Annotated in this window: 16 protein-coding genes and 1 tRNA gene; 7 read left to right on the top strand and 10 right to left on the bottom strand. The window is 62.7% G+C overall.

Annotation, left to right across the window (positions count from 1 at the left end; genetic code table 11):
- Positions 1-69: 69 nt before the first annotated feature.
- Both PSEST_RS07450 and PSEST_RS07445 read left to right on the top strand, forming a co-directional pair.
- Entirely contained in the window at positions 70-3537 is a 3468-nt protein-coding gene (locus tag PSEST_RS07450; RefSeq protein WP_015276387.1) for a PAS domain-containing hybrid sensor histidine kinase/response regulator, read from the top strand.
- 106 nt (positions 3538-3643) lie between these two features.
- Positions 3644-4891: an MgtC/SapB family protein gene (locus tag PSEST_RS07445; protein WP_015276386.1), complete on the top strand. Its 1248-nt coding sequence runs from the start codon at positions 3644-3646 to the stop codon at positions 4889-4891.
- 9 nt (positions 4892-4900) lie between these two features.
- On the opposite strand, the gene rmuC is transcribed toward PSEST_RS07445, so the two are convergent.
- The gene (rmuC, locus tag PSEST_RS07440; protein WP_015276385.1) at positions 4901-6373 is read right to left on the bottom strand and encodes a DNA recombination protein RmuC; all 1473 of its coding nucleotides are present in this window, start codon (positions 6371-6373) and stop codon (positions 4901-4903) included.
- Between the two features lie 62 nt (positions 6374-6435).
- Positions 6436-6783, bottom strand: a complete 348-nt coding sequence (locus PSEST_RS07435) for a tetratricopeptide repeat protein (RefSeq protein ID WP_041756536.1) — start codon at positions 6781-6783, stop codon at positions 6436-6438.
- Between the two features lie 547 nt (positions 6784-7330).
- On the opposite strand from PSEST_RS07435, the gene PSEST_RS07430 reads away from it, so the two are divergent.
- The 3 genes from PSEST_RS07430 to PSEST_RS07420 are packed head-to-tail and all read left to right on the top strand — an operon-like array spanning position 7331 to position 10474.
- Positions 7331-9892 (top strand): YdbH domain-containing protein, encoded by a 2562-nt coding sequence (locus tag PSEST_RS07430; protein WP_015276383.1) that lies wholly within the window; start codon positions 7331-7333, stop codon positions 9890-9892.
- Positions 9893-9929: 37 nt separating this feature from the next.
- Positions 9930-10121, top strand: coding sequence for a YnbE family lipoprotein (locus PSEST_RS07425; RefSeq protein ID WP_003282484.1), 192 nt, complete (start codon positions 9930-9932; stop codon positions 10119-10121).
- An 8-nt stretch (positions 10122-10129) separates the two neighbouring features.
- Complete coding sequence (locus tag PSEST_RS07420; RefSeq protein ID WP_015276382.1) at positions 10130-10474, top strand: YdbL family protein; 345 nt, start codon at positions 10130-10132, stop codon at positions 10472-10474.
- A 56-nt stretch (positions 10475-10530) separates the two neighbouring features.
- Here the strand turns inward: PSEST_RS07420 and PSEST_RS07415 are convergent, their stop codons facing one another.
- The 6 genes from PSEST_RS07415 to dapA all read right to left on the bottom strand — a co-directional run bounded on the left by PSEST_RS07415 (position 10531) and on the right by dapA (position 16631).
- The gene (locus tag PSEST_RS07415) at positions 10531-10839 is read right to left on the bottom strand and encodes a hypothetical protein (RefSeq protein ID WP_015276381.1); all 309 of its coding nucleotides are present in this window, start codon (positions 10837-10839) and stop codon (positions 10531-10533) included.
- Positions 10840-10909: 70 nt separating this feature from the next.
- Positions 10910-13273: a DNA polymerase II gene (locus PSEST_RS07410; protein ID WP_041756533.1), complete on the bottom strand. Its 2364-nt coding sequence runs from the start codon at positions 13271-13273 to the stop codon at positions 10910-10912.
- Positions 13274-13451: 178 nt separating this feature from the next.
- A tRNA-Ser gene (locus PSEST_RS07405) sits at positions 13452-13541 on the bottom strand.
- Between the two features lie 132 nt (positions 13542-13673).
- Positions 13674-14543, bottom strand: coding sequence for a phosphoribosylaminoimidazolesuccinocarboxamide synthase (locus PSEST_RS07400; protein WP_015276379.1), 870 nt, complete (start codon positions 14541-14543; stop codon positions 13674-13676).
- Positions 14544-14638: 95 nt separating this feature from the next.
- Positions 14639-15736 (bottom strand): outer membrane protein assembly factor BamC, encoded by a 1098-nt coding sequence (gene bamC, locus PSEST_RS07395; RefSeq protein ID WP_015276378.1) that lies wholly within the window; start codon positions 15734-15736, stop codon positions 14639-14641.
- A gap of 16 nt (positions 15737-15752) precedes the next feature.
- A complete protein-coding gene (gene dapA, locus PSEST_RS07390) occupies positions 15753-16631 on the bottom strand; it encodes a 4-hydroxy-tetrahydrodipicolinate synthase (RefSeq protein WP_015276377.1) in 879 nt (292 codons plus the stop codon).
- A gap of 227 nt (positions 16632-16858) precedes the next feature.
- Here dapA and PSEST_RS07385 point away from each other — a divergent pair, with 227 nt between their 5' ends.
- Together PSEST_RS07385 and PSEST_RS07380 are read left to right on the top strand one after the other, a co-directional pair.
- Positions 16859-17419 (top strand): glycine cleavage system protein R, encoded by a 561-nt coding sequence (locus tag PSEST_RS07385; protein WP_015276376.1) that lies wholly within the window; start codon positions 16859-16861, stop codon positions 17417-17419.
- 21 nt (positions 17420-17440) lie between these two features.
- Positions 17441-17914, top strand: a complete 474-nt coding sequence (locus PSEST_RS07380; RefSeq protein ID WP_015276375.1) for a peroxiredoxin — start codon at positions 17441-17443, stop codon at positions 17912-17914.
- A gap of 33 nt (positions 17915-17947) precedes the next feature.
- On the opposite strand, the gene PSEST_RS07375 is transcribed toward PSEST_RS07380, so the two are convergent.
- A complete protein-coding gene (locus PSEST_RS07375; protein ID WP_015276374.1) occupies positions 17948-19024 on the bottom strand; it encodes an AI-2E family transporter in 1077 nt (358 codons plus the stop codon).
- Between the two features lie 21 nt (positions 19025-19045).
- Complete coding sequence (locus PSEST_RS07370) at positions 19046-19297, bottom strand: sulfurtransferase TusA family protein (protein ID WP_015276373.1); 252 nt, start codon at positions 19295-19297, stop codon at positions 19046-19048.
- Positions 19298-19391: the final 94 nt, after the last annotated feature.

The raw sequence follows: 19391 nt of genomic DNA, 5'->3' as shown, positions 1-19391 counted from the left end.
ATGAATGCGGCGTACCTCTGGGCCCGCCGAAACCGATCTGACGCCTACCCCTCGCTTTCTGGAGTTTGCATGAAGCTGTCAGGCGGGCTGATCGCCGCGGTCGCCCTCGTCTATATGGCCATCCTGTTTGCCATCGCCTTCTACGGTGACCGCAACCGCGATTCCATGTCGCCGCGTTTGCGGCCCTGGGTTTACAGCCTGTCGCTGGCGGTGTACTGCACCAGCTGGACGTTCTTCGGAGCAGTCGGACAGTCCACCGAGCAACTGTGGGCATTCCTGCCGATCTATCTGGGTCCGATCCTGCTGATGCTGTTCGCACCGCACGTGATCCAGAAGATGATCATGATCAGCAAGCAGGAGAACATCACCTCGATTGCCGACTTCATCGCCGCACGCTACGGCAAGTCACAGGTACTCGCGGTGGTGGTCACCCTGATCTGCCTGGTCGGCGTGCTGCCCTATATCGCCCTGCAGCTCAAAGGCATCGTGCTCGGCGTGAATGTGCTGAGTGGCATCAATGTCGAGGCGGCCGGCACCGGCACCCGCGACACCGCATTGATCGTCTCCATCGTCCTGGCTCTGTTCACCATCCTCTTCGGTACCCGCAACCTCGACGTCACCGAGCATCACCGTGGCATGGTCCTGGCGATTGCCTTCGAGTCGCTGGTCAAGCTGCTGGCCTTTCTCGCGGTCGGGGCGTTCGTCACCTTCGGCCTGTACAACGGCTTCGGCGACCTGTTCAACCGGGCCCACGACGCACCGGAGCTCGCCGACTTCTGGAGCGAGAACGTCAACTGGGCAGCGATGCTGGTACAGACCACCGTGGCGATGATGGCGATTGTCTGCCTGCCGCGGCAGTTTCACGTTTCGGTGGTGGAAAACATCGAACCACGGGACTTCCGCCTGGCCCGCTGGGTGTTCCCGCTCTACCTCGTGCTGGCTGCCGTGTTCGTCGTGCCGATCGCCCTCGCCGGACAGATGCTGCTGCCGGCCGGTGTCACCCCGGACTCCTTCGTCATCAGCCTGCCGCTGGCCGAGCTGCATCCGTGGCTCGCGCTGCTGGCCTTTATCGGTGGCGCTTCGGCGGCCACCGGCATGGTGATCGTCGCCAGCGTGGCGCTTTCCACCATGGTTTCCAACGACATGCTGCTGCCCTGGCTGCTGCGCCGCCAGGAGGCCGAGCGCCCCTTCGAGGCCTTCCGCCACTGGATGCTCTCGGTACGCCGCATCACCATTGTGGCGATTCTGCTGCTGGCCTATGTCAGCTACCGTCTGCTCGGCTCCACCGCCTCGCTGGCCACCATCGGCCAGATCGCCTTCGCCGCCATTACCCAGCTGGCGCCGGCCATGGTCGGCGCGCTGTACTGGAAGCAGGCCAACCGCCGCGGCGTGTTCGCCGGCCTCACCGCCGGTGCGGCGATCTGGTTCTACACGCTGATCCTGCCCTTGCTGGGCTGGCCGCTGGACATGTTCCCGGGCCTGAGCTGGATGTACAACGGCGGCCTCGGATTCGGCCTCAGCGGCTTGACCCTGGGCGTCACCCTGTCGCTGATCGGCAATGCCACGCTGTTCTTCTGGGTATCGATCCTGACTCAGACTCACGTAGCCGAGCACTGGCAGGCCAGCCGCTTCATCGGCCAGGAAATCACCTCGCCGACCGGCGCGCGGCGCCTGCTCGCCGTGCGCGTCGAGGACCTGCTGACCCTGGCATCGCGCTTCGTCGGTGCCGAACGCGCCGAACAGAGCTTCCAGCGCTTCGCCCGCCGCCACGGCCAGGACTTCACGCCCAAACTGCAGGCCGACGGCCAGTGGATCGCACATACCGAGCGCCTGCTCGCTGGCGTGCTCGGCGCGTCCTCCACGCGCGCGGTGGTCAAAGCGGCGCTGGAAGGCCGCGACATGCAGGTCGACGACGTGGTGCGCATCGTCGGCGAAGCCTCCGAAGTACTGCAGTTCAACCGCGCGCTGCTGCAAGGTGCGATCGAGAACATCACCCAGGGCATCAGCGTGGTCGACCAGTCGCTGCGCCTGGTGGCATGGAACCATCGCTATCTCGAACTCTTCGAGTACCCGGACGGGCTGGTCTACATCGGCCGGCCGATCGCCGACATCATTCGCTACAACGCCGAACGCGGCCTGTGCGGCCCGGGCGATCCCGACACCCATGTGGCCAAGCGCCTGTACTGGATGCGCCAGGGCCGCGCGCATACCTCCGAGCGACTGTTCCCCAATGGCCGAGTGGTCGAGCTGATCGGCAACCCGATGCCGGGCGGCGGCTTCGTCATGAGCTTCAGTGACATTACCGCCTACCGCGAGGCCGAACGCGCGCTGAAAGACGCCAACGAAGGTCTCGAGCAGCGGGTCAGCGAGCGCACCCAGGAACTGTCGCAGCTCAACCAGGCGTTGATCGAAGCCAAGAGCACGGCCGAAGCCGCCAATCAGTCGAAAACGCGCTTCCTCGCCGCTGTCAGCCACGACCTGATGCAGCCGCTCAACGCAGCGCGCCTGTTCTCCGCGGCGCTGTCGCACCAGCAAAGCGCTTTGCCCAGGGAAGCCCAGGAACTGGTACAGCATCTGGACAGCTCGCTCCGCTCGGCCGAGGACCTGATCACCGACCTGCTGGATATCTCACGCCTGGAAAGCGGCCGGGTCACGCCGGATCGCAACCCCTTCCCGTTGGCCACGCTGTTCGACACGCTCGGCACCGAGTTCACCGTACTGGCCCGTGAACAGGGCGTGAATTTCCGCGTACACGGCAGCAAGCTGCGCGTCGACAGTGACATTCGCCTGCTTCGCCGGGTGCTGCAGAACTTCCTCACCAACGCGTTCCGCTACGCGAAGGGCCGGGTGGTGCTCGGCGTGCGGCGGCAAGGCGCCTCCCTGCGGCTCGAGGTTTGGGACCGCGGACCGGGCATTCCGCAGGACAAGCTGAAGGTGATCTTCGAAGAGTTCAAACGCCTGGACAGCCACCAGACACGCGCAGAAAAGGGGCTTGGCCTGGGACTGGCCATCGCTGACGGCCTCTGCCATGTACTTGAGCATCCCCTCGAGGTGCGCTCCTGGCCAGGCAAGGGCAGCGTGTTCAGTGTCACCGTACCGATTGCCCGCGCGCTCAGCCAGCCACGGCCGGTGGTAAAACGCGGGGAACCGCAGCACAGCGCGCTGACCGGTACCCAGGTGCTGTGCATCGACAATGAAGACAGCATTCTGGTCGGCATGAGCAGCCTGCTCACACGCTGGGGCTGCCAGGTATGGACCGCCAGCAACCGCGACGAATGCGAAGCCCTGCTGGCCGAGGATATTCGCCCGCAACTGGTGTTGGTCGACTATCACCTGGACGAGGGCCAGACCGGCACCGAGCTGATGGCCTGGCTGCGCACTCGCCTCGGCGAGCCGGTGCCGGGTGTGGTGATCAGTGCCGACGGCCGCCCGGAGCTGATCGCGGCGATTCATGCCAGCGGGCTGGATTTTCTTGCCAAGCCGGTCAAGCCAGCCGCACTGCGCGCCCTGATGAGCCGGCATCTGACCTTGCGATAAGGGAGCGCAGCCTGCGGGCGCCCCGCTCCTGCCGAACCGTGACGATGCCCCGATTCGCGGGCGGTTACACTGATGGCTATCTGCACTGCCGGCAGCGAGGCGAACGATGACGCTCGAGTTGTTTCTTAACCTCGCTACGGCGCTTGCCGTTGGCCTGCTGATCGGGACCGAACGCACCTGGAGCGGTCGGGACAATGCGGGCCAGGAGCTCGTCGCCGGCATTCGCACGTTCGGCCTGGCGGGCCTGTTCGGCGGGCTGGCAGCCGTCAGCATCAACCATCTGGGCGCGCTTGCCTGGGTAGCGATGTTCGGCATGCTCGCTCTGCTGGTAATTGCCGGCTACGTCATCGACGCGCACCGCAGTGGCGATTACGGCATGACCACCGAAGTCGCCCTGCTGCTGACCTTCGTTCTCGGCAGCCTGGCAGTCGCTGAAAGCCGCGAGCTGGCTGCCGCCTGCGCCATCGTGGTGGCGCTGTTGCTGAGCCTCAAGGCACGCCTGCATCAGGCGCTGAAGCGGCTCAGCGAGGCCGAACTGGCAGGCGCGCTGAAGATGCTGTTCATCTCCGTGGTGCTGCTGCCCGCGCTGCCGAACCAGGGCTATGGCCCCTGGCAGGCGCTCAACCCCTACACCACCTGGATGATGGTGGTGCTGATTGCCGGCATCGGCTTCGCCGCCTACGTAGCCATCCGATTCTTTGGGGCGCGGCACGGCCTGCTGTTGACCGCGCTACTTGGCGGCATCGTCTCGTCCACCGCAATGACCATCACGCTGGCTCGGCTCAATGCACCGCAACTGCGCGCGGCGCTGGCAGCCGGTCTGCTGGCGACTTCCGCGCTGATGTTTCCCCGCGTGTTGCTGGAAGTCGGCCTGGTCAATCCGGCCCTGCTGCCCGGCCTCGCCTTGCCGCTGGCCTGTGCCGGCGCCATCTATGCGGCTGGCGCGCTGTTCTACTATCTGCGTGCCGGCGAGACGCCCGATGACAATCCCGAACCGCTGCTGAAGAACCCGTTCGAACTGGGCCCGGCATTACGCTTTGCCGCCCTGCTGGTACTGATTCTTTTGCTGGTGGAAGGCGCCCGCCACTGGCTGGGTGACGCCGGCATCTATCTGGTGTCGCTGGTGGCAGGTTTGACCGATGTCGACGCAATCACCCTCTCGCTCGCCAGCAAGGCGCACGACGGGTTGAGCCATGAGGTCGCGATACGCGGCATTGTGTTCGCCGCACTGAGCAACAGCCTGGTCAAGGCCATGCTGATCGTCCTGATCGGCGGCCGCGAGCTGGCGTTACGCACCCTGCCGATCATGTTCGCCGGTCTGCTGACCGGCCTTGCGGTGCTGTTGTTGCGCTGAGACCCTCGCCTAGTCACCAACCTCGCTGAGCTCTTCAGCACCGGCGCGTTCCAGCCAGTCTCCCGGCAAGCGCTTGCTGGCACGCGCACCGAGCGACTTCAATTGCTCGGCACGACCAACGAGGTTGCCGCGCCCATCGCTGAGCTTGTTGCGTGCAGCAAGGTAGGCGCGATCCACTTGCTGCAGCCTGCTGCCGATCTCGTCGAGATCCTGAATGAAGGCGACGAACTTGTCGTACAGCCCACCGGCCTTCTCGGCGATCTCGCGGGCGTTCTGGCTTTGTCGCTCCTGGCGCCACAGGCTGTCAATTACCCGCAGCGTGGCCAGCAACGTGGTCGGACTGACAATCACGATGTGTCGCCCATAGGCCTCTTGAAACAGATCCGGGTCCGCCTGCAGCGCAGCCGCGAAGGCCGCTTCGATCGGGACGAAGAGCAATACGAAGTCGAGGCTTTGCAACCCGTCCAGGCGCTGATAGTCCTTGAGGGAGAGGCCCTTGAGATGGCTGCGCAGCGATTGAACGTGCTGCTTGAGTGCCAGCGCCCTGCTGCTATCGTCCTCGGCGCAGGTCAGCGCCTGATAAGCGGTCAGGCTGACCTTGGCATCAACCACCACCTGCTTGTCACCCGGTAGATGAATGAGCACATCCGGCTGGAAACGCTCGCCATCCGGACTCTTCAGGCTGACCTGCGTATGGTACTCACGGCCCTTTTCCAGCCCGGCGTGTTCCAGCACCTTCTCCAGCACCAGCTCGCCCCAGTTGCCCTGCGTCTTCTGGCCTTGCAGCGCGCGGGTCAGGTTGGTGGCCTCATCGCCCAGGCGTTGATTCAGCTGCTGCAGCCGCTCCAGCTCACGGGCCAGGGAAAATCGCTCACGCGCCTCGTTCTGGTAGCTTTCCTCGACACGCTTCTCGAACGACTGGATACGCTCTTTCAGCGGCTCGAGCAGCTGGCCGAGACGCTCGTGACTGGATTCGCTGAAGCGCTGCTCGCGCTCATCGAAGATCTTCCCGGCCAGCTCGGCGAACTGCGCGCGCAGCTCGTCACGTGCAGCCTGCAGGTCAGCCAGACGCTGCTGATGAGCATTGTGCTGTTCGCGCAATTCGGCTTCGAGCGCTGCATGCGCTGCGCTCAGCCGGCGCAACTCTCCCATCTGAGCGTCACGCTCGGCCTGCAGGTCGGCGATGGTTTCGATGTTGCCGTCACGCTGTGTGCACAGCAGCTCGGTCTCCCGGCGCAACGCGGCTAGCTCGGCCTGCTGCGCGGACTTTATGCCATTCACTTCGGCGAGTTCGATCCGGCAGCCATCCAGCTGCGCGGCCAGCCCTTCCTGGGCCAGCGCGGCTTGCCTGAGCCTTTCGTCGAGCATCGCCTGCTCGGCTTCGCTGGACGACAGACGGCGCTGCAGATAAACGCTCAACGCGGCCAGAGCGACCACGCCGAGCGCCAGACCGATCAATAGATGAAGAGGATCAAAGGACATGAAAGGCTCCGGCGAAATTGCCGGGCAGTATAGCGACCCGCAGGGAGACGGGGCTGACCCGCTTAGGCCTTGACCCGTTGCAGGAAGCGCACCGCTTCCTGCGAGCCTTGCGCTGCAGCCTGCTCGAGCCAGAGGCGCGCCTTGGCCGGCTCGGGGTGGTCCGGCTCGCCATACAGACGGCCTAGCTCCAGCTGTGCCTGGCAGTCACCGGCGCGTGCGGCCTGACGCAGCAGTTCGAAACCAATGCGGCGGTCACGCTGACTTTCGCACTCGCAGCAGAGCAGGCGCCCGAGGCGGCTCTGCGCCTCTACCACGCCCTCACGCGCGGGCTGCTTGAGCAGACGGCCGGCGATTCGCTTGACGCCCTGGTTGCGGCCCAGGTGCTGGCTGTCGAGCAACCACAGCGCCATACGCAGCGGCAGACGTGCCGATGGAGTGGAAGTAGTGAAGGAAGCGGAAGCGGAGGTACGCGTTCTCATGCACATCAGGGGGGCTGGATGGATAAGGTCGCGCACTCTACTCCTTTTTTCCGAGAGTTAAAGTCTTGTCAAAAGCGAAAAAATTAGATCCGGATCACAGCTGTTTTTAATCCACAGAAGCTGTGGATAACTCAGTGGACAAACAGCAGACAAATCGTCGAACGCCACGTGTCATGGGGGCTGCGCTTAAACTGGCGTTTTTTTCGCCAACGAAAAAAACGCTTATTTTTCAATTGGTTATTAACGTTCTATGGATTCCGCCGATTTGCGACAGTTTGTCATAAGCCCTTGACACGGCCGGCGAGCAAATGTGCACAAGTTCGGCGCACGGCGTTCAAACGCCCTTGGCACAAGGGCTGCCGCGGCCTCCGACTGAACTTCGTGCACATCCGATTGTCGCGTCTTGCACCTCGCCAGCGCACAGGCCGCTGCGCCTGTTATGCAGCTATGCTGTATCCCTCGCCTATTGGAAGTGCCGATGACAAAACCGTCGAGAATCCTGCTCTGGCTGTTATCAGCCTTACTGGTATCGGCACTGCTCGCTGGCGGTTTCGCCTGGTATCAGTGGAACCTGTTCAAGCGTGCGCAAGGTATCGAGCGACTCGAGTGGCAGGGCTTGCGTCTTTCTAGCCAAGGCGTGTTTATCGACCGGCTGGACTATGTTCAAAAGACAGCCGACGGCCTGAACGTAGCTGCGCAGATAGGCGCAGTTAATCTGCAGATAGCCAGTTTTTTCCGCCCTTTGCCGCCACAGTCCTTGGCCATTGAGCGCGCCCGAGTCACATTGTCTGCGCTGCCAGAAGCCTCTGACGAACCCTCGCCGCCAGACCTCGAACGATACGAACAATGGGCTGCCTGGCTGCCGCAGCGATTGACCATAGTCGATCTGCAGATGGAGCTGCCGTGCGCCAAGGGGCGTTGCGACGAACGGGGGTCGTTGCAGCTGCAACATTCCGGCGAATCGTTGCTGCCGCTTCAGGCCCGCCTTGATCTGCAACGCAATGAGCGGCAGCTATCGCTCATGATCGACGCTCAGCGTTCCGATGAACTGCACAGCCTGATTGAGGCAAAGCTGCTGATCGACGAGCAGCCGCGCCTGGAAACCCGCCAGCAGCTGACGCGTGCCGATGAACGGATGCTGTGGAGCGGCACCCTATTGATGGGCAACCTGCCGGAAGCGCCCTGGCTGCTGGAATGGCTCGGGGACTGGGCAAGCTATCAACCCACCGCGCTGCCGGACATGCCTACGGACATGCGCCTCGGCGCTGGCTGGTCATTAGCCCTGCCACAAAGGCCGGGCGGCGCGCTCGACTGGCGCGATGCTGCCGGTGACCTGCGTCTCTCCGCCCACCTGCCGGCCTTCTGGCCGGTCATCGGCCTTGGCGAGTTGCAGGGTGAGATCGATCTCGCGGCAAATGGAAAGGACGGCCTGTGGCTGCCCACCGAGCTGAAAGCCAACCTCCAACTGCGCCCCGAGCCAGCGCTGATCGCCGAACTGCCAAAAAGCCTGCGCCCCACCCTTCTGAACATCGACATCAGCCCTGCGGAAGGGGCAACGGTTCAAGGGCGCCTGCCACTACAGCTTAGGCTCGAAGTCCAGGGCAATTCCCCCGCAACGCTGCAGGCTCGCGCGCAGCTGGCGACAACCGCGCCTTACGCATTGGATATCGAACAGGCACGCCTGCACGTACGCAGCAGCAAGCTGCAACTTGATTCGCTTGCGCTACAAGGCCTGGATACCACGCTGAACCTCTCCGGCCGAGCCGATCTCGAGCGGATCGACCTGCAACTGCACAAGGCTTCGCGTGTAACCCTCGCTCGACTGACCAGCGCTGAACTTGCGGCCAGTCAGCTGCGCGCCGAGCTGCCGCAGCCGCTCAGTCTGCAGATCGAGCGCAGCGGGGCCAAAGCGAGCGCGTGGCGCTTCCGCGGCCCCGTGGAGCTGCGCCTGGGCGCACTGGAGCATCCGCAGCTGATCGCACAAGGCTGGCGTTGGAGCAGCCAGCTGGACATCGACACAACGCGGCTGAGCGCAACCGGACCGCTGAGCAATGACGCCGGCCTGGCACTGGCAGCCAATCTGAACAAGGTCTGGAACGGTCCTCTACAAGTAAATGGCAAGTTGCAAGAGGTGTTCCTGCGGGCTGGCAACCCACTGGCCCGCAGCTTCACCGCCTGGCCGGCGGCACTCGAGCTGAACAGTGGGCGACTGCTGGGCGACGGCAAGCTTTCATTGCCGGCGGATGGCAGTGCGCCGTCAGCCAGCCTCACCCTGGAAGCCCGGGGTCTGGCGGGCATCTACGACCGCACAGAGATATCCGGCCTCGATGCGCGCCTTGCCGGAAACCTGCAGCGCAATCGTTTGCAGATGGATATCACCGAATTGCGCCTGGCGCAGCTCAACCCCGGCTTCACTTTCGGCCCGCTGCTGCTGCGTGGTGCGTACAGCGCCAGCCTCGATCAGCCAGCACAAGGGCGCCTGAGCTGGCTGACTGCCGAAACGCACATCCTCGGCGGCCGGTTCTGGCTGGAGCCCGCAACCCTCGACCTTGCCGTTGCGCATCAGCAGCTCAACGCCCGGGTGCAAGGTGTGCAACTGGGAGAGGTGCTGGCGGCCTATCCAACCGAAGGGCTCAGCGGCAGCGGACTGATCGACGGCAGCTTCGAGGTTCACCGCAGCGCCACGGGCCTGAGCGTGGATCAGGGGCAGCTTGCCGCACGCGCACCCGGCGGCGTACTGCGCTTTCGCTCACCAAAGATCGAAGCCCTCGGCCAGGCAAACCCGGCCATGAGAATCGTCAGCGAGGCCCTGCACGATTTTCATTATGATTTGCTAAGCAGCGACGTCCGCTATGATGAGAGCGGCAAGCTGAACCTCGGGCTACGTCTGAATGGCCGCAACCCGGCTCTGGAAGGTGGCAGACCAATCAATTTTTCGATCAACCTTGAAGAGGACATTCCGGCGCTACTGACCAGCTTGCAGCTAAGCGACCGGGTAAGCGAAACCATTCAACGGCGGGTGCAGGAACGGCTTCGCTGAGGCCATGCAACCGCAAGCCGACACAGGAGAGACCGCCATGCGGTTGCGCCAATCGCTGACCATTCTGCTGCTGGCCCTGTTCGCCAGCGCCTGTACGCCGCGGGTGGAACTGGCCGTGCCGAACGAGCCGATCAACATCAACCTGAACGTGAAGATCGAACACGAGATTTACATCCGGGTAGACAAGCAGCTCGACTCGATCATCAACCAAGACAGCGGACTGTTCTGAGGACGACGATGAAAACCTATCTGAAATTGACGAGCCTGCTGTTTGCCCTGATGCTCGCCCTGCCCGCAGCAGCCATGACCCTCAACGAAGCCATGTCGGCGCTGGGAGATGCCAAGGCCAGCGGCCTGCTTGGCGAGAGGCCCGACGGCTACCTGGGCGTGGTTCGCTCCAGCAATAATGCCGAGGAGATCGCCAGCCAGATCAATCAGGCGCGCCGCGCGGAATACCACCGTGTTGCCAAGCAGAACGGCATCAGCGTCAGCGACGTCGAAGCCATCGCCGGCAAGAAAGCCATCGAGAAAACACCGTCCGGCCAGATCATCCAGCTCAACGGGAACTGGGTCCGCAAGTGACCGAGCCACGATGGCCGGGTCAGCCGGCCGTCGTTTCCACAGCTGCCTGCAGGCACCTACAGCAGCGTCAGGGCGTGCGCCCTGACCACCAGCGCCTTCTGCCGAAACCTGCACGCTAGCTCGGCGCGATATTCTGCCCACCACTCCCTGTCCAGCTCATCGGTCATGACCTCATAGACCACCGATTCATCGTGGACGGGATTGTCGCCCTCCTCCAGCCAATACCCGCTCGCCGGCGCGCGCGAATAGGTGGTCAGGCCTCCGAACTGCTCGATGAGCTCCTCGCTCACCCTACGAAACAGCGATTTCGGCAGCGCTCGCTGGTCGTTGTCGTAAATCGGCAACAGCAACTGAACAAGGAACATACGAGGCCTCGGCGACGAAAGGGAACAAGCATTCGACCCCTCGCCGCAAGAGATGACGCCAGGCTGGCAGTCAGAACAACCCGAGCTGTCCGTCGACCAGCGAAGCGAAATCGTCGCCCACGAACGGCAAGATCGCATCCGCCACAGGTTGCAGCTGCCGCGTCACGTAGTGGTCGTAATCGATAACCGATGACCGCGTCTCCAGCGGCTCCGGCCCCGCGACCGTGATCAGGTAACTGATCCAACCGCCGTTCTGGTACTGCCTCGGCCGCCCCTGACGCTCGTTGAACTCATCAGCCAGGCGCGCCGCACGCACATGCGGCGGCACGTTGCGCTGGTAGTCGTCCAGCCTGCGACGCAGGCGTTTACGATAGATCAGCAAGTCATCCAGCTCGCCAGCCAGCGTGCGCCGCACGTACTCGCGGACGTAATCGCGGTGCGGCTGGCGGTGGAAAATGCGCTGGTAGAGCTCCTGCTGAAAGCGCTGGGCCAACGGTGACCAATCCGTGCGCACTGTTTCCAGGCCCTTGAAGACCATGCCGTCACTGCCGTCCGGACGGGTAACCAGGCCTGCATAACGTTTCTTGCTGCCCTCCTCAGCACCGCGAATGGTCGGCATCAGAAAACGCCGGAAATGCGTTTCGTACTGCAGCTCCAGCGCACTGGCAAGGCCGTACTCGACCTGCAGATGCTCACACCACCAATCGTTGATGTGCTGCACCAGCTCGCGACCGATGCATGCAGCCTCGCCATCGGAGTGCGCCTTGCGCAGCCAGACGAAGGTAGAGTCGGTATCGCCATAGATCACGGCGTGGCCTTGCGCCTCGATCAGCTCCCGCGTACGCCGCATGATTTCGTGGCCACGCAAGGTGATAGACGAGGCCAACCGCGTATCGAAGAATCGACAACCGCTGGAGCCCAGCACGCCGTAAAAGGCATTCATGATGATTTTCAGCGCTTGTGACAGCGGCTTGTTGTGCTCGCGCTTCGCTGTCTCGCGCCCTTCCCAGACACGCTCCACGATCGCCGGCAGGCAGTGCCGGGTGCGCGAGAAACGCGCGCCGCGAAAGCCGGGAATCGACGACTCATCGTTGGGGTGACGCAGCCCCTCGATCAGCCCCACAGGGTCGATGAGAAAGGTGCGGATGATCGACGGATAAAGGCTCTTGTAATCGAGCACCAGCACCGACTCGTACAACCCCGGCTGCGAATTCATCACGAAGCCACCCGGGCTGGCCTCGGCCTGACGCTCGCCGAGGTTCGGCGCAACGAAGCCTTGGCGATGCATCAACGGCATGTACAGATGCTCGAACGCAGCGACCGATCCGCCGCTTCGATCAGCCGCGAGTCCCGTCACCGTGGCGCGCTCCAGCAGGAAGGTCAGCAGTTCGGTATGGGCAAAGATCCGCGTGACCAGCTCGCAGTCCTTGAGGTTGTAGCGCGCCAGGGCCGGCTTGTCCTGGGCGAACATGCGGTCGATTTCCGCCATGCGCTGGTACGGATTGTCGATCGCCTTGCCTTCGCCCAACAGAGTCTGGGCGACGTTCTCCAGACTGAACGAGGGGAAACTCCAGGTCGCCGAGCGCAGCGCCTCGATGCCATCAATGATCAAGCGCCCAGCGGTCGCCGCGAAGAAATGGTTGCCGCGACCGCCGTGCTCCCGCCACTCCATCTCCTCACCACCGCGCCCGAGGCGCAGCGGCACCTGCAGCCGCTGCGAATGCTCGTGCAACACGCGCAAATCGAACTGCACCAGATTCCAGCCAATGATTGCGTCAGGATCGTGCGCGGCGAACCAGGCGTTCAGGCGCTCGAGCAGCTCGCGTCGGCTTTCACAATACTCCAGAGCAAAATCGACGGCCGTGCCCTGCGCGTTTTCCGGCCCAAGCATATAGACCTGGCGCTGGCCACACCCCTCAAGAGCAATGGAATAGAGATCGCCGCGGGCAGTGGTTTCGATATCCAGAGAAACCAATCTGAGCTGAGGCCGGTAGTCCGACGCCGGCTTGAGCTGGGTATTGACCAGATTGCGACCCGCAGGCGCGTCAGTGAAAGACACCGGCGCAGTAATGAAGCGCTCCATCAGATAGCGCTCGGGCGGCCGAATGTCTGCCTCGTAGACATCCACCCCGGCATCTCGCAACAGCCGTGCACAATCCAGCAAGCGACGATACGAACGGCAGTAAAGCCCCATCACCGGCCGATGCCGGAAGTCGCACAGAGCCAGCGGCCTCAACTCGGCATCACGTTCACGACGCAACAAAGGCTCGGCAAGCGCGTGCTGCTCCTCGGGAACGAACGCAACCGAATGCTGATGCGGAACACACACCTGCCGTGGCCCGTCATCAGTGGCAAGCCAGAAACTGATCTCGGTGCCAGCTGGCGTATCGCGCCAGTGTCGGGTCAGTATGAAGCCTCGCTGTTGCTGCGACATCACCCTCCCCATCGCTTCGCACCCTGCCGTAGTCGCCAGCGCTGGCAGCAGCCCCGGCACCTTGCGCACTCTTCGAGCACAGCGCTGAGGCAAGCCAGGGCATTGCCTGGCAATTGACAACGCCTGAAAGCAAAAACCCCCGAACTCTGGCGAGTTCGAGGGTTCAGGCTACATGTAGTGGCGGAGAGATAGGGATTTGAACCCTAGGTACCCGCGAGGGTACAACGGATTTCGAATCCGTCCCGTTCGGCCACTCCGGCATCTCTCCAGCGGCGCGCATCATAGCAGCTGGATCGGGTTTGTCGAACCCCAACTGCACAGATTTTTTACCGTTTTCAGCCTCTTGCGGCTGAACCTGAGCAGACTCTGCCCAGCCCAGCCTAGCCGGGCCGCTTGTCGCTCAGGCCGTTAGACGGGTAAGTGCCTCGCGGTACTTGTCCGCGGTCTTCTGCGCGACGTCTGCCGGAACGGCTGGCGCCGGCGGCTGCTTGTTCCAGCCGGTGGATTCCAGCCAGTCACGAACGAACTGCTTGTCGAAGCTCGGCGGATTCTTGCCTTCCTCGTAGCTATCGGCGGGCCAGAAGCGGCTGGAGTCGGGGGTCAAGACTTCGTCCATCAGCGTCAGCGTGCCATCTTCATCCAGACCGAATTCGAACTTGGTGTCGGCGATGATGATGCCGCGTGTGGCTGCGTATTCGACCGCTGCGCTGTAGAGCGCAATGGAAACGTCGCGCACCTGGGCGGCCAGCTCGCTACCGATGATGGCTTGGCATTGCTCGAATGAGATGTTCTCGTCGTGATCGCCTACAGCAGCCTTGGTCGAGGGCGTGAAGATCGGCTGCGGCAGCTTGGCAGCTTCCTTAAGGCCAGCTGGCAGCTGGATGCCACAGACGGTGCCGCTCTTCTGGTACTCCTTCCAACCGGAACCGACGATATAGCCGCGCACGATGGCCTCTACCGCGACCGGCTTGAGGCGCTTGGCGACGACGGCACGCCCTTCCACCAGCGCCAGCTCGTCAGCCGGTACCACGTCCTCGACCTTGTCGCCGGTGAAGTGATTGGGAATCAGGCCCTTGAGCTTGTCGAACCAGAAGTTGGAAATGGCGGTAAGGATCTTGCCCTTCTCCGGGATCGGCTCGGCAAGGATCACATCGAAGGCCGACAGGCGATCAGTGGCGACCATGAGCATGCGTTTGTCGTCGATCTCGTAGAGGTCGCGAACCTTGCCCGAGTAGATCTTCTTCAGGCTGAGGGCAGTGGGAGTGGTCATACGCAAAACTTCCGCAATTGGCAGGTCGGCAGAAACGAAACAGGCGAAACCATGGGTTTCGCCTATCCGTGTTCGTGTAACGGGGCAGCTCGCAGTCAGCCCAGGTTGTCTTTGATCAGACTGAGCACACGACGGGCGACGTCCGCTGGCGCGACAGTGTCGATGCTCTTGTCCAGCGTTACCTGGACGCCATTACCGGCACGTGTCAGGCGCACCTGATAACGCTCGGCCCGCGCCTCGATCTCATCCTTGTCATCACCGCCGAACAGACGACTGAAGAAGCCGGGCTTGTCAGCCGGATCGTTGGCGCGCTCGCTGAGGTTCACGTAGTAAACACCCAGGCTGCGATCCAGATCGTCGACCCGGACGTCTGCGGCCTGCAGCGCCCGGCCTACGCTCGACCAGGCGCGGTCGAAATCGCTATCGAGCTGCAACAGCGGATTGCCACTGCCGTCCTGGGTCAGATTCACGCGGCTTGGCGCGTCGAAGTCGCGCTCGGCCAGCAGCGATACGGAGCCGCCTTGACGGGCGCTACGGTTCAGACTGGCCTGCAGCTCGTCGAGCAGTACCCGATCGAGCTCCTTGTTGCTGGAGGTTTCTGGCCAGGCCACCTCGGCGTTGCTGCCGGCCGGGCGCTTGACGCTGACGACGTAGATCTCGCTGGTGTTGCGCTGCACGCCAGGCTCGACACGAACCCGCACGCGGGTTTCGCCATCCTGGATACCCAGATTGCGCACCAGCGCTTCGTCCAGCTGAGCTGCGGTCTGCCATGCGGTGGCGAACTCGCCGGTCTGGCGACGCTCGTCGGCGATGCTGAAGCCCTTGTCGGTGAAGAACTGCCGCGCCGCGATCCACACCTGAGCGGGAGCGTATTGCGCTACCAGCCAGCGGGAATCGCCAGAGGACTGCACGCTGAAATCACTGATATCCGCCGCCACCTGCAGGCGCTGCGGGCGTGGCACCTCGTACTTGCCGGAGTGGCTGCTGTCGGCAACCTGACGTGGGACCGGCAGCAGCGGGTCGAGCGGACGGATCTCACCATCGACGGCAACCTGCATCGGTGCAGTCTGGCGGGCGGAAAGGTAATCACTGCCGCGGTCGCGGAAATATCCATCGTCGCCCCACAGCCAGCCGCAGCCACTGGTTGCAGAGATCATCAGGGCAAGGGTCGAGAATCCGGCCAGTCGCTTCATGCGTATTCCTTTGTTGTTAAGCCAGCACGCCGGTTTGGCGCATCGCCTGGCGCAGCGGTTCCTGGTAGCTCTGACTCAGCCAGGTCAGCGGCAGACGGATGCCATTGCCCATCAGGCCCATCTCGTGCAATGCCCACTTGACCGGGATCGGGTTGGCTTCCAGGAACAGAGCGCGATGCAGCGGCATCAAACGCTCGTTGATCGCACGGGCAGTGGCAGCATCACCGGCCATCGCCGCAGCGCAGAGGTCGCTCATGGCGCGCGGCGCCACGTTCGCCGTGACGGAAATGTTGCCCTTGCCACCCATCAGCATCAGCTCGACAGCGGTGGGATCGTCGCCCGAATAGACGAGGAAATCCCCGCTGACGCGGTCCAGCACTTCCTGGCCGCGCTTGAGGTCACCGGTGGCCTCTTTGATACCGATGATGTTGGAGATCTTCGACAGCCGCTCGACCGTATCCGGCAGCATGTCGCATACGGTCCGACCGGGTACGTTGTAGAGAATCTGCGGGATCGCCACGGCCTCGGCGATATGCTTGAAGTGCAGGTACAGGCCTTCCTGGGTTGGCTTGTTGTAGTACGGGGTAACCAGTAGGCAGGCATCTGCGCCAGCAGTCTTGGCATTTTCGGTCAGTTCGACGGCTTCGCTGGTGGAGTTGGCGCCCGTGCCGGCGATGACCGGGATACGACCGTTGACCTGATCGACGACGCGCCGGATCACCTCGATGTGTTCGGCAACGCTCAGCGTGGCCGACTCACCCGTGGTTCCGACAGCAACGATTGCATTGGTGCCTTCCTGCAAATGGAAATCCACCAGCTTGCTCAGGCTGTCCCAGTCCAGACCGCCCTGCGCATCCATGGGCGTGACCAGCGCCACCATACTGCCCGCAATCATGCAACCACTCCTGCCGGATAAATAAAAAGAGGCGTAATGGTACAAGGCTCCCCAGCGCTTTGCGAGTAGCGTGAAGCACGCCGCACGAAGCATGCCGACGCTGCCCGAAACGCACACGACAACGACCTCCATCGGGCAGCGCGCATTCCCTCCGCCCTCGCTTTTCGCTACCCTTAGCCGTTTTCGGCTTGGCTGGCCGACCGATTCACCACCGCCAGGAATGCTGCATGTCCACCCCCCCTGTACCCCGCGAACAATTTCTCGTCATCAGCGCTCTCGGCGCCAACCCGATGGAGCTGACCAATGTGCTCTGCCGGGCCGCGAACGAGAACCGCTGCGCAGTCGTCAGCACACGACTGACCCGTCACGGCGAATGCAGTGCGCTGGTTCTGGAAGTCACTGGCAGCTGGGACGCATTGGCCCGGATGGAAACCACCCTTCCCGGCCTGGCAAAGAAGCACGCCTTCACGTCCAACGTGGTACGCAGCGAAGCGCTGGAAACCCGTCCGCAAGCACTGCCTTACGTGGCGTATGTGAGCGCGGCCTTTCGCCCGGACATTCTCAATGAACTGTGCCAGTTCTTCATCGACCACCGCGTCGAGCTGGAGAGCCTGACCTGCGACACCTATCAGGCCCCTCAGACTGGCGGGACCATGCTCAACGCCACGCTGACCGTCACGCTGCCGGCTGGCACGCAGATCAGCTGGTTGCGCGACCAGTTCCTCGACTTCGCCGATGCGCTCAATCTCGACGCACTGATCGAGCCTTGGCGCCCGCAGAATCCTTAAGACCCGATATCAGGAATCAACATGGCCGTTGAAATCGACCGTCCCGTTCCTCCCTTCCAGGCCCAGGCCACGAGCAGCCAGCTGGTCGATCTGGAGTCGCTGGCCGGCAGGCAGGTGGTGCTGTACTTCTACCCGAAGGACAACACGCCCGGCTGTACGACCCAGGGGCAGGGTTTTCGCGATCAGCACCCTGCCTTTCTCGCCGCCAACACGCTGGTTTTTGGCGTCTCGCGCGACAGCCTGAAAACCCACGAGAACTTCCGCACCAAGCAAGGCTTCCCATTCGAGCTGATCAGCGACAAGGACGAGCAGCTGTGCCAGCTGTTCGACGTGATCAAGCTGAAGAAGCTGTATGGCAAGGAGTATCTCGGCGTGGACCGCAGCACCTTTCTCATCGACCGCAGCGGCGTACTGCGCCAGGAATGGCGTGGGGTGAAGGTGCCGGGCCACGTGGAAGCTGTTCTTCAAGCGGCACAAGCATTGAACGACGCATGAAAGAAGGGCTGGCAATGCCAGCCCTTTCCCAGCTCATTCGCTTGGGGCAACCACTACCGCGGCGGGCTCTCGCGGCCAGGCATACAGAACAGCTTTGAACAGCGTTGCCAACGGGATCGCGAAGAACACCCCCCAGAAACCCCAGAGACCGCCGAACAACAGCACCGCGCATATGATCGCGACCGGATGCAGGTTCACCGCCTCGGAGAACAGCAGCGGCACGAGCACGTTGCCATCCAGGGTCTGGATGATCGCGTAGGCCACCATCAGATAGAAGAACTGGTCGCCCAACCCCCATTGGAATATTCCGATCAGCGCGATAGGGATGGTGACAACGGTAGCGCCGATATACGGCACCACGACGGAAATCCCCACCAACATCGCCATCAGCGCCGCATAGTTGAGCCCCAACGCGGCGAAGACCGCGTAGGACACGACGGCCACGATCAGGATCTCGATCACCTTGCCACGGATGTAGTTGGCGATCTGCAGATTCATTTCCTGGGAAACCTGGGTGATCAGGCCACGCTCGCGCGGCAGGTAGCCCTTGATCCAGTCACTGATCTGCTGCCGATCCTTGAGGAAGAAGAAAACCAGGATCGGCACCAGCACCAGATAGATCATCAACCCGATCAGCAACGGCAGGCTGGACAGTGAGGATGTCAGTACCACCTGGCCATAGCGTCCGATCTCGCCGCGCATGAAATCGATGCCGCGCAATACCTGCTCTTCGGTGACCAGCTGCGGATAGCGCTCTGGCAGTAGCAGCAACAAGGACTGCCACTCGACCAGCATACGCGGCAACTCGTTGAACAAGGTCAACAGCTGCTGCCACAGCAAAGGCACGATAAACAGCGTGCACACGACCATGACCCCGATGAACATCAGGAACACCAGCCAGACCGCCACCAGATGCGGCACGCGCAGCCGCTCCAGCGTGCCGACCAACCCTTGCATCAGGAACGCCAGCACCAGCCCGGCCAACACCGGCGCAAGCATCTTGCCCAGGGTCAGTACGGCTGCAAAGGCAAGGAACAGCAGGACCGCGAGAACAACCGCCTCCTCATCGGAGAAGTAACGCTGCATCCAACCGCGAAGTACCTTGATCATGTATTTCCTCGAAGCGAATCGTCAGGCCTTGCGCAGCCAGTAGCGATAAACACCATCCTCGGTCTCCTCACGCAGCAGCGCATGACCGGCCAACTTGGCAAAACTGCGAAAGTCCCGCTGCGAGCCAGGATCACTGGCAATGACCTTGAGCACCGCACCACTGGCCAAGCGGTTGAGCTCCAGCTTGGCCTTGAGCAATGGCATCGGACAGTCGAGGCCCACGGCATCTACTTCAGCATCGTGTACGAGCGACTGCGATTGTTCGTCAGTCATGGTTCGCCTCCACAGAAAAGCCTCGCAGCATACCTAGCACACCAGGGCTCTGGCCAGCCGGCCAAGGTCAAGGCTACAGTAGCCGTTCTAACTT

The sequence above is a fragment of the Stutzerimonas stutzeri RCH2 genome, assembly GCF_000327065.1.
Classification (GTDB): Bacteria; Pseudomonadota; Gammaproteobacteria; order Pseudomonadales; family Pseudomonadaceae; genus Stutzerimonas; species Stutzerimonas stutzeri_AE.
Note: the sequence above shows the minus strand (reverse complement) of the source record. Positions and strands in the feature narration are given on the sequence as shown.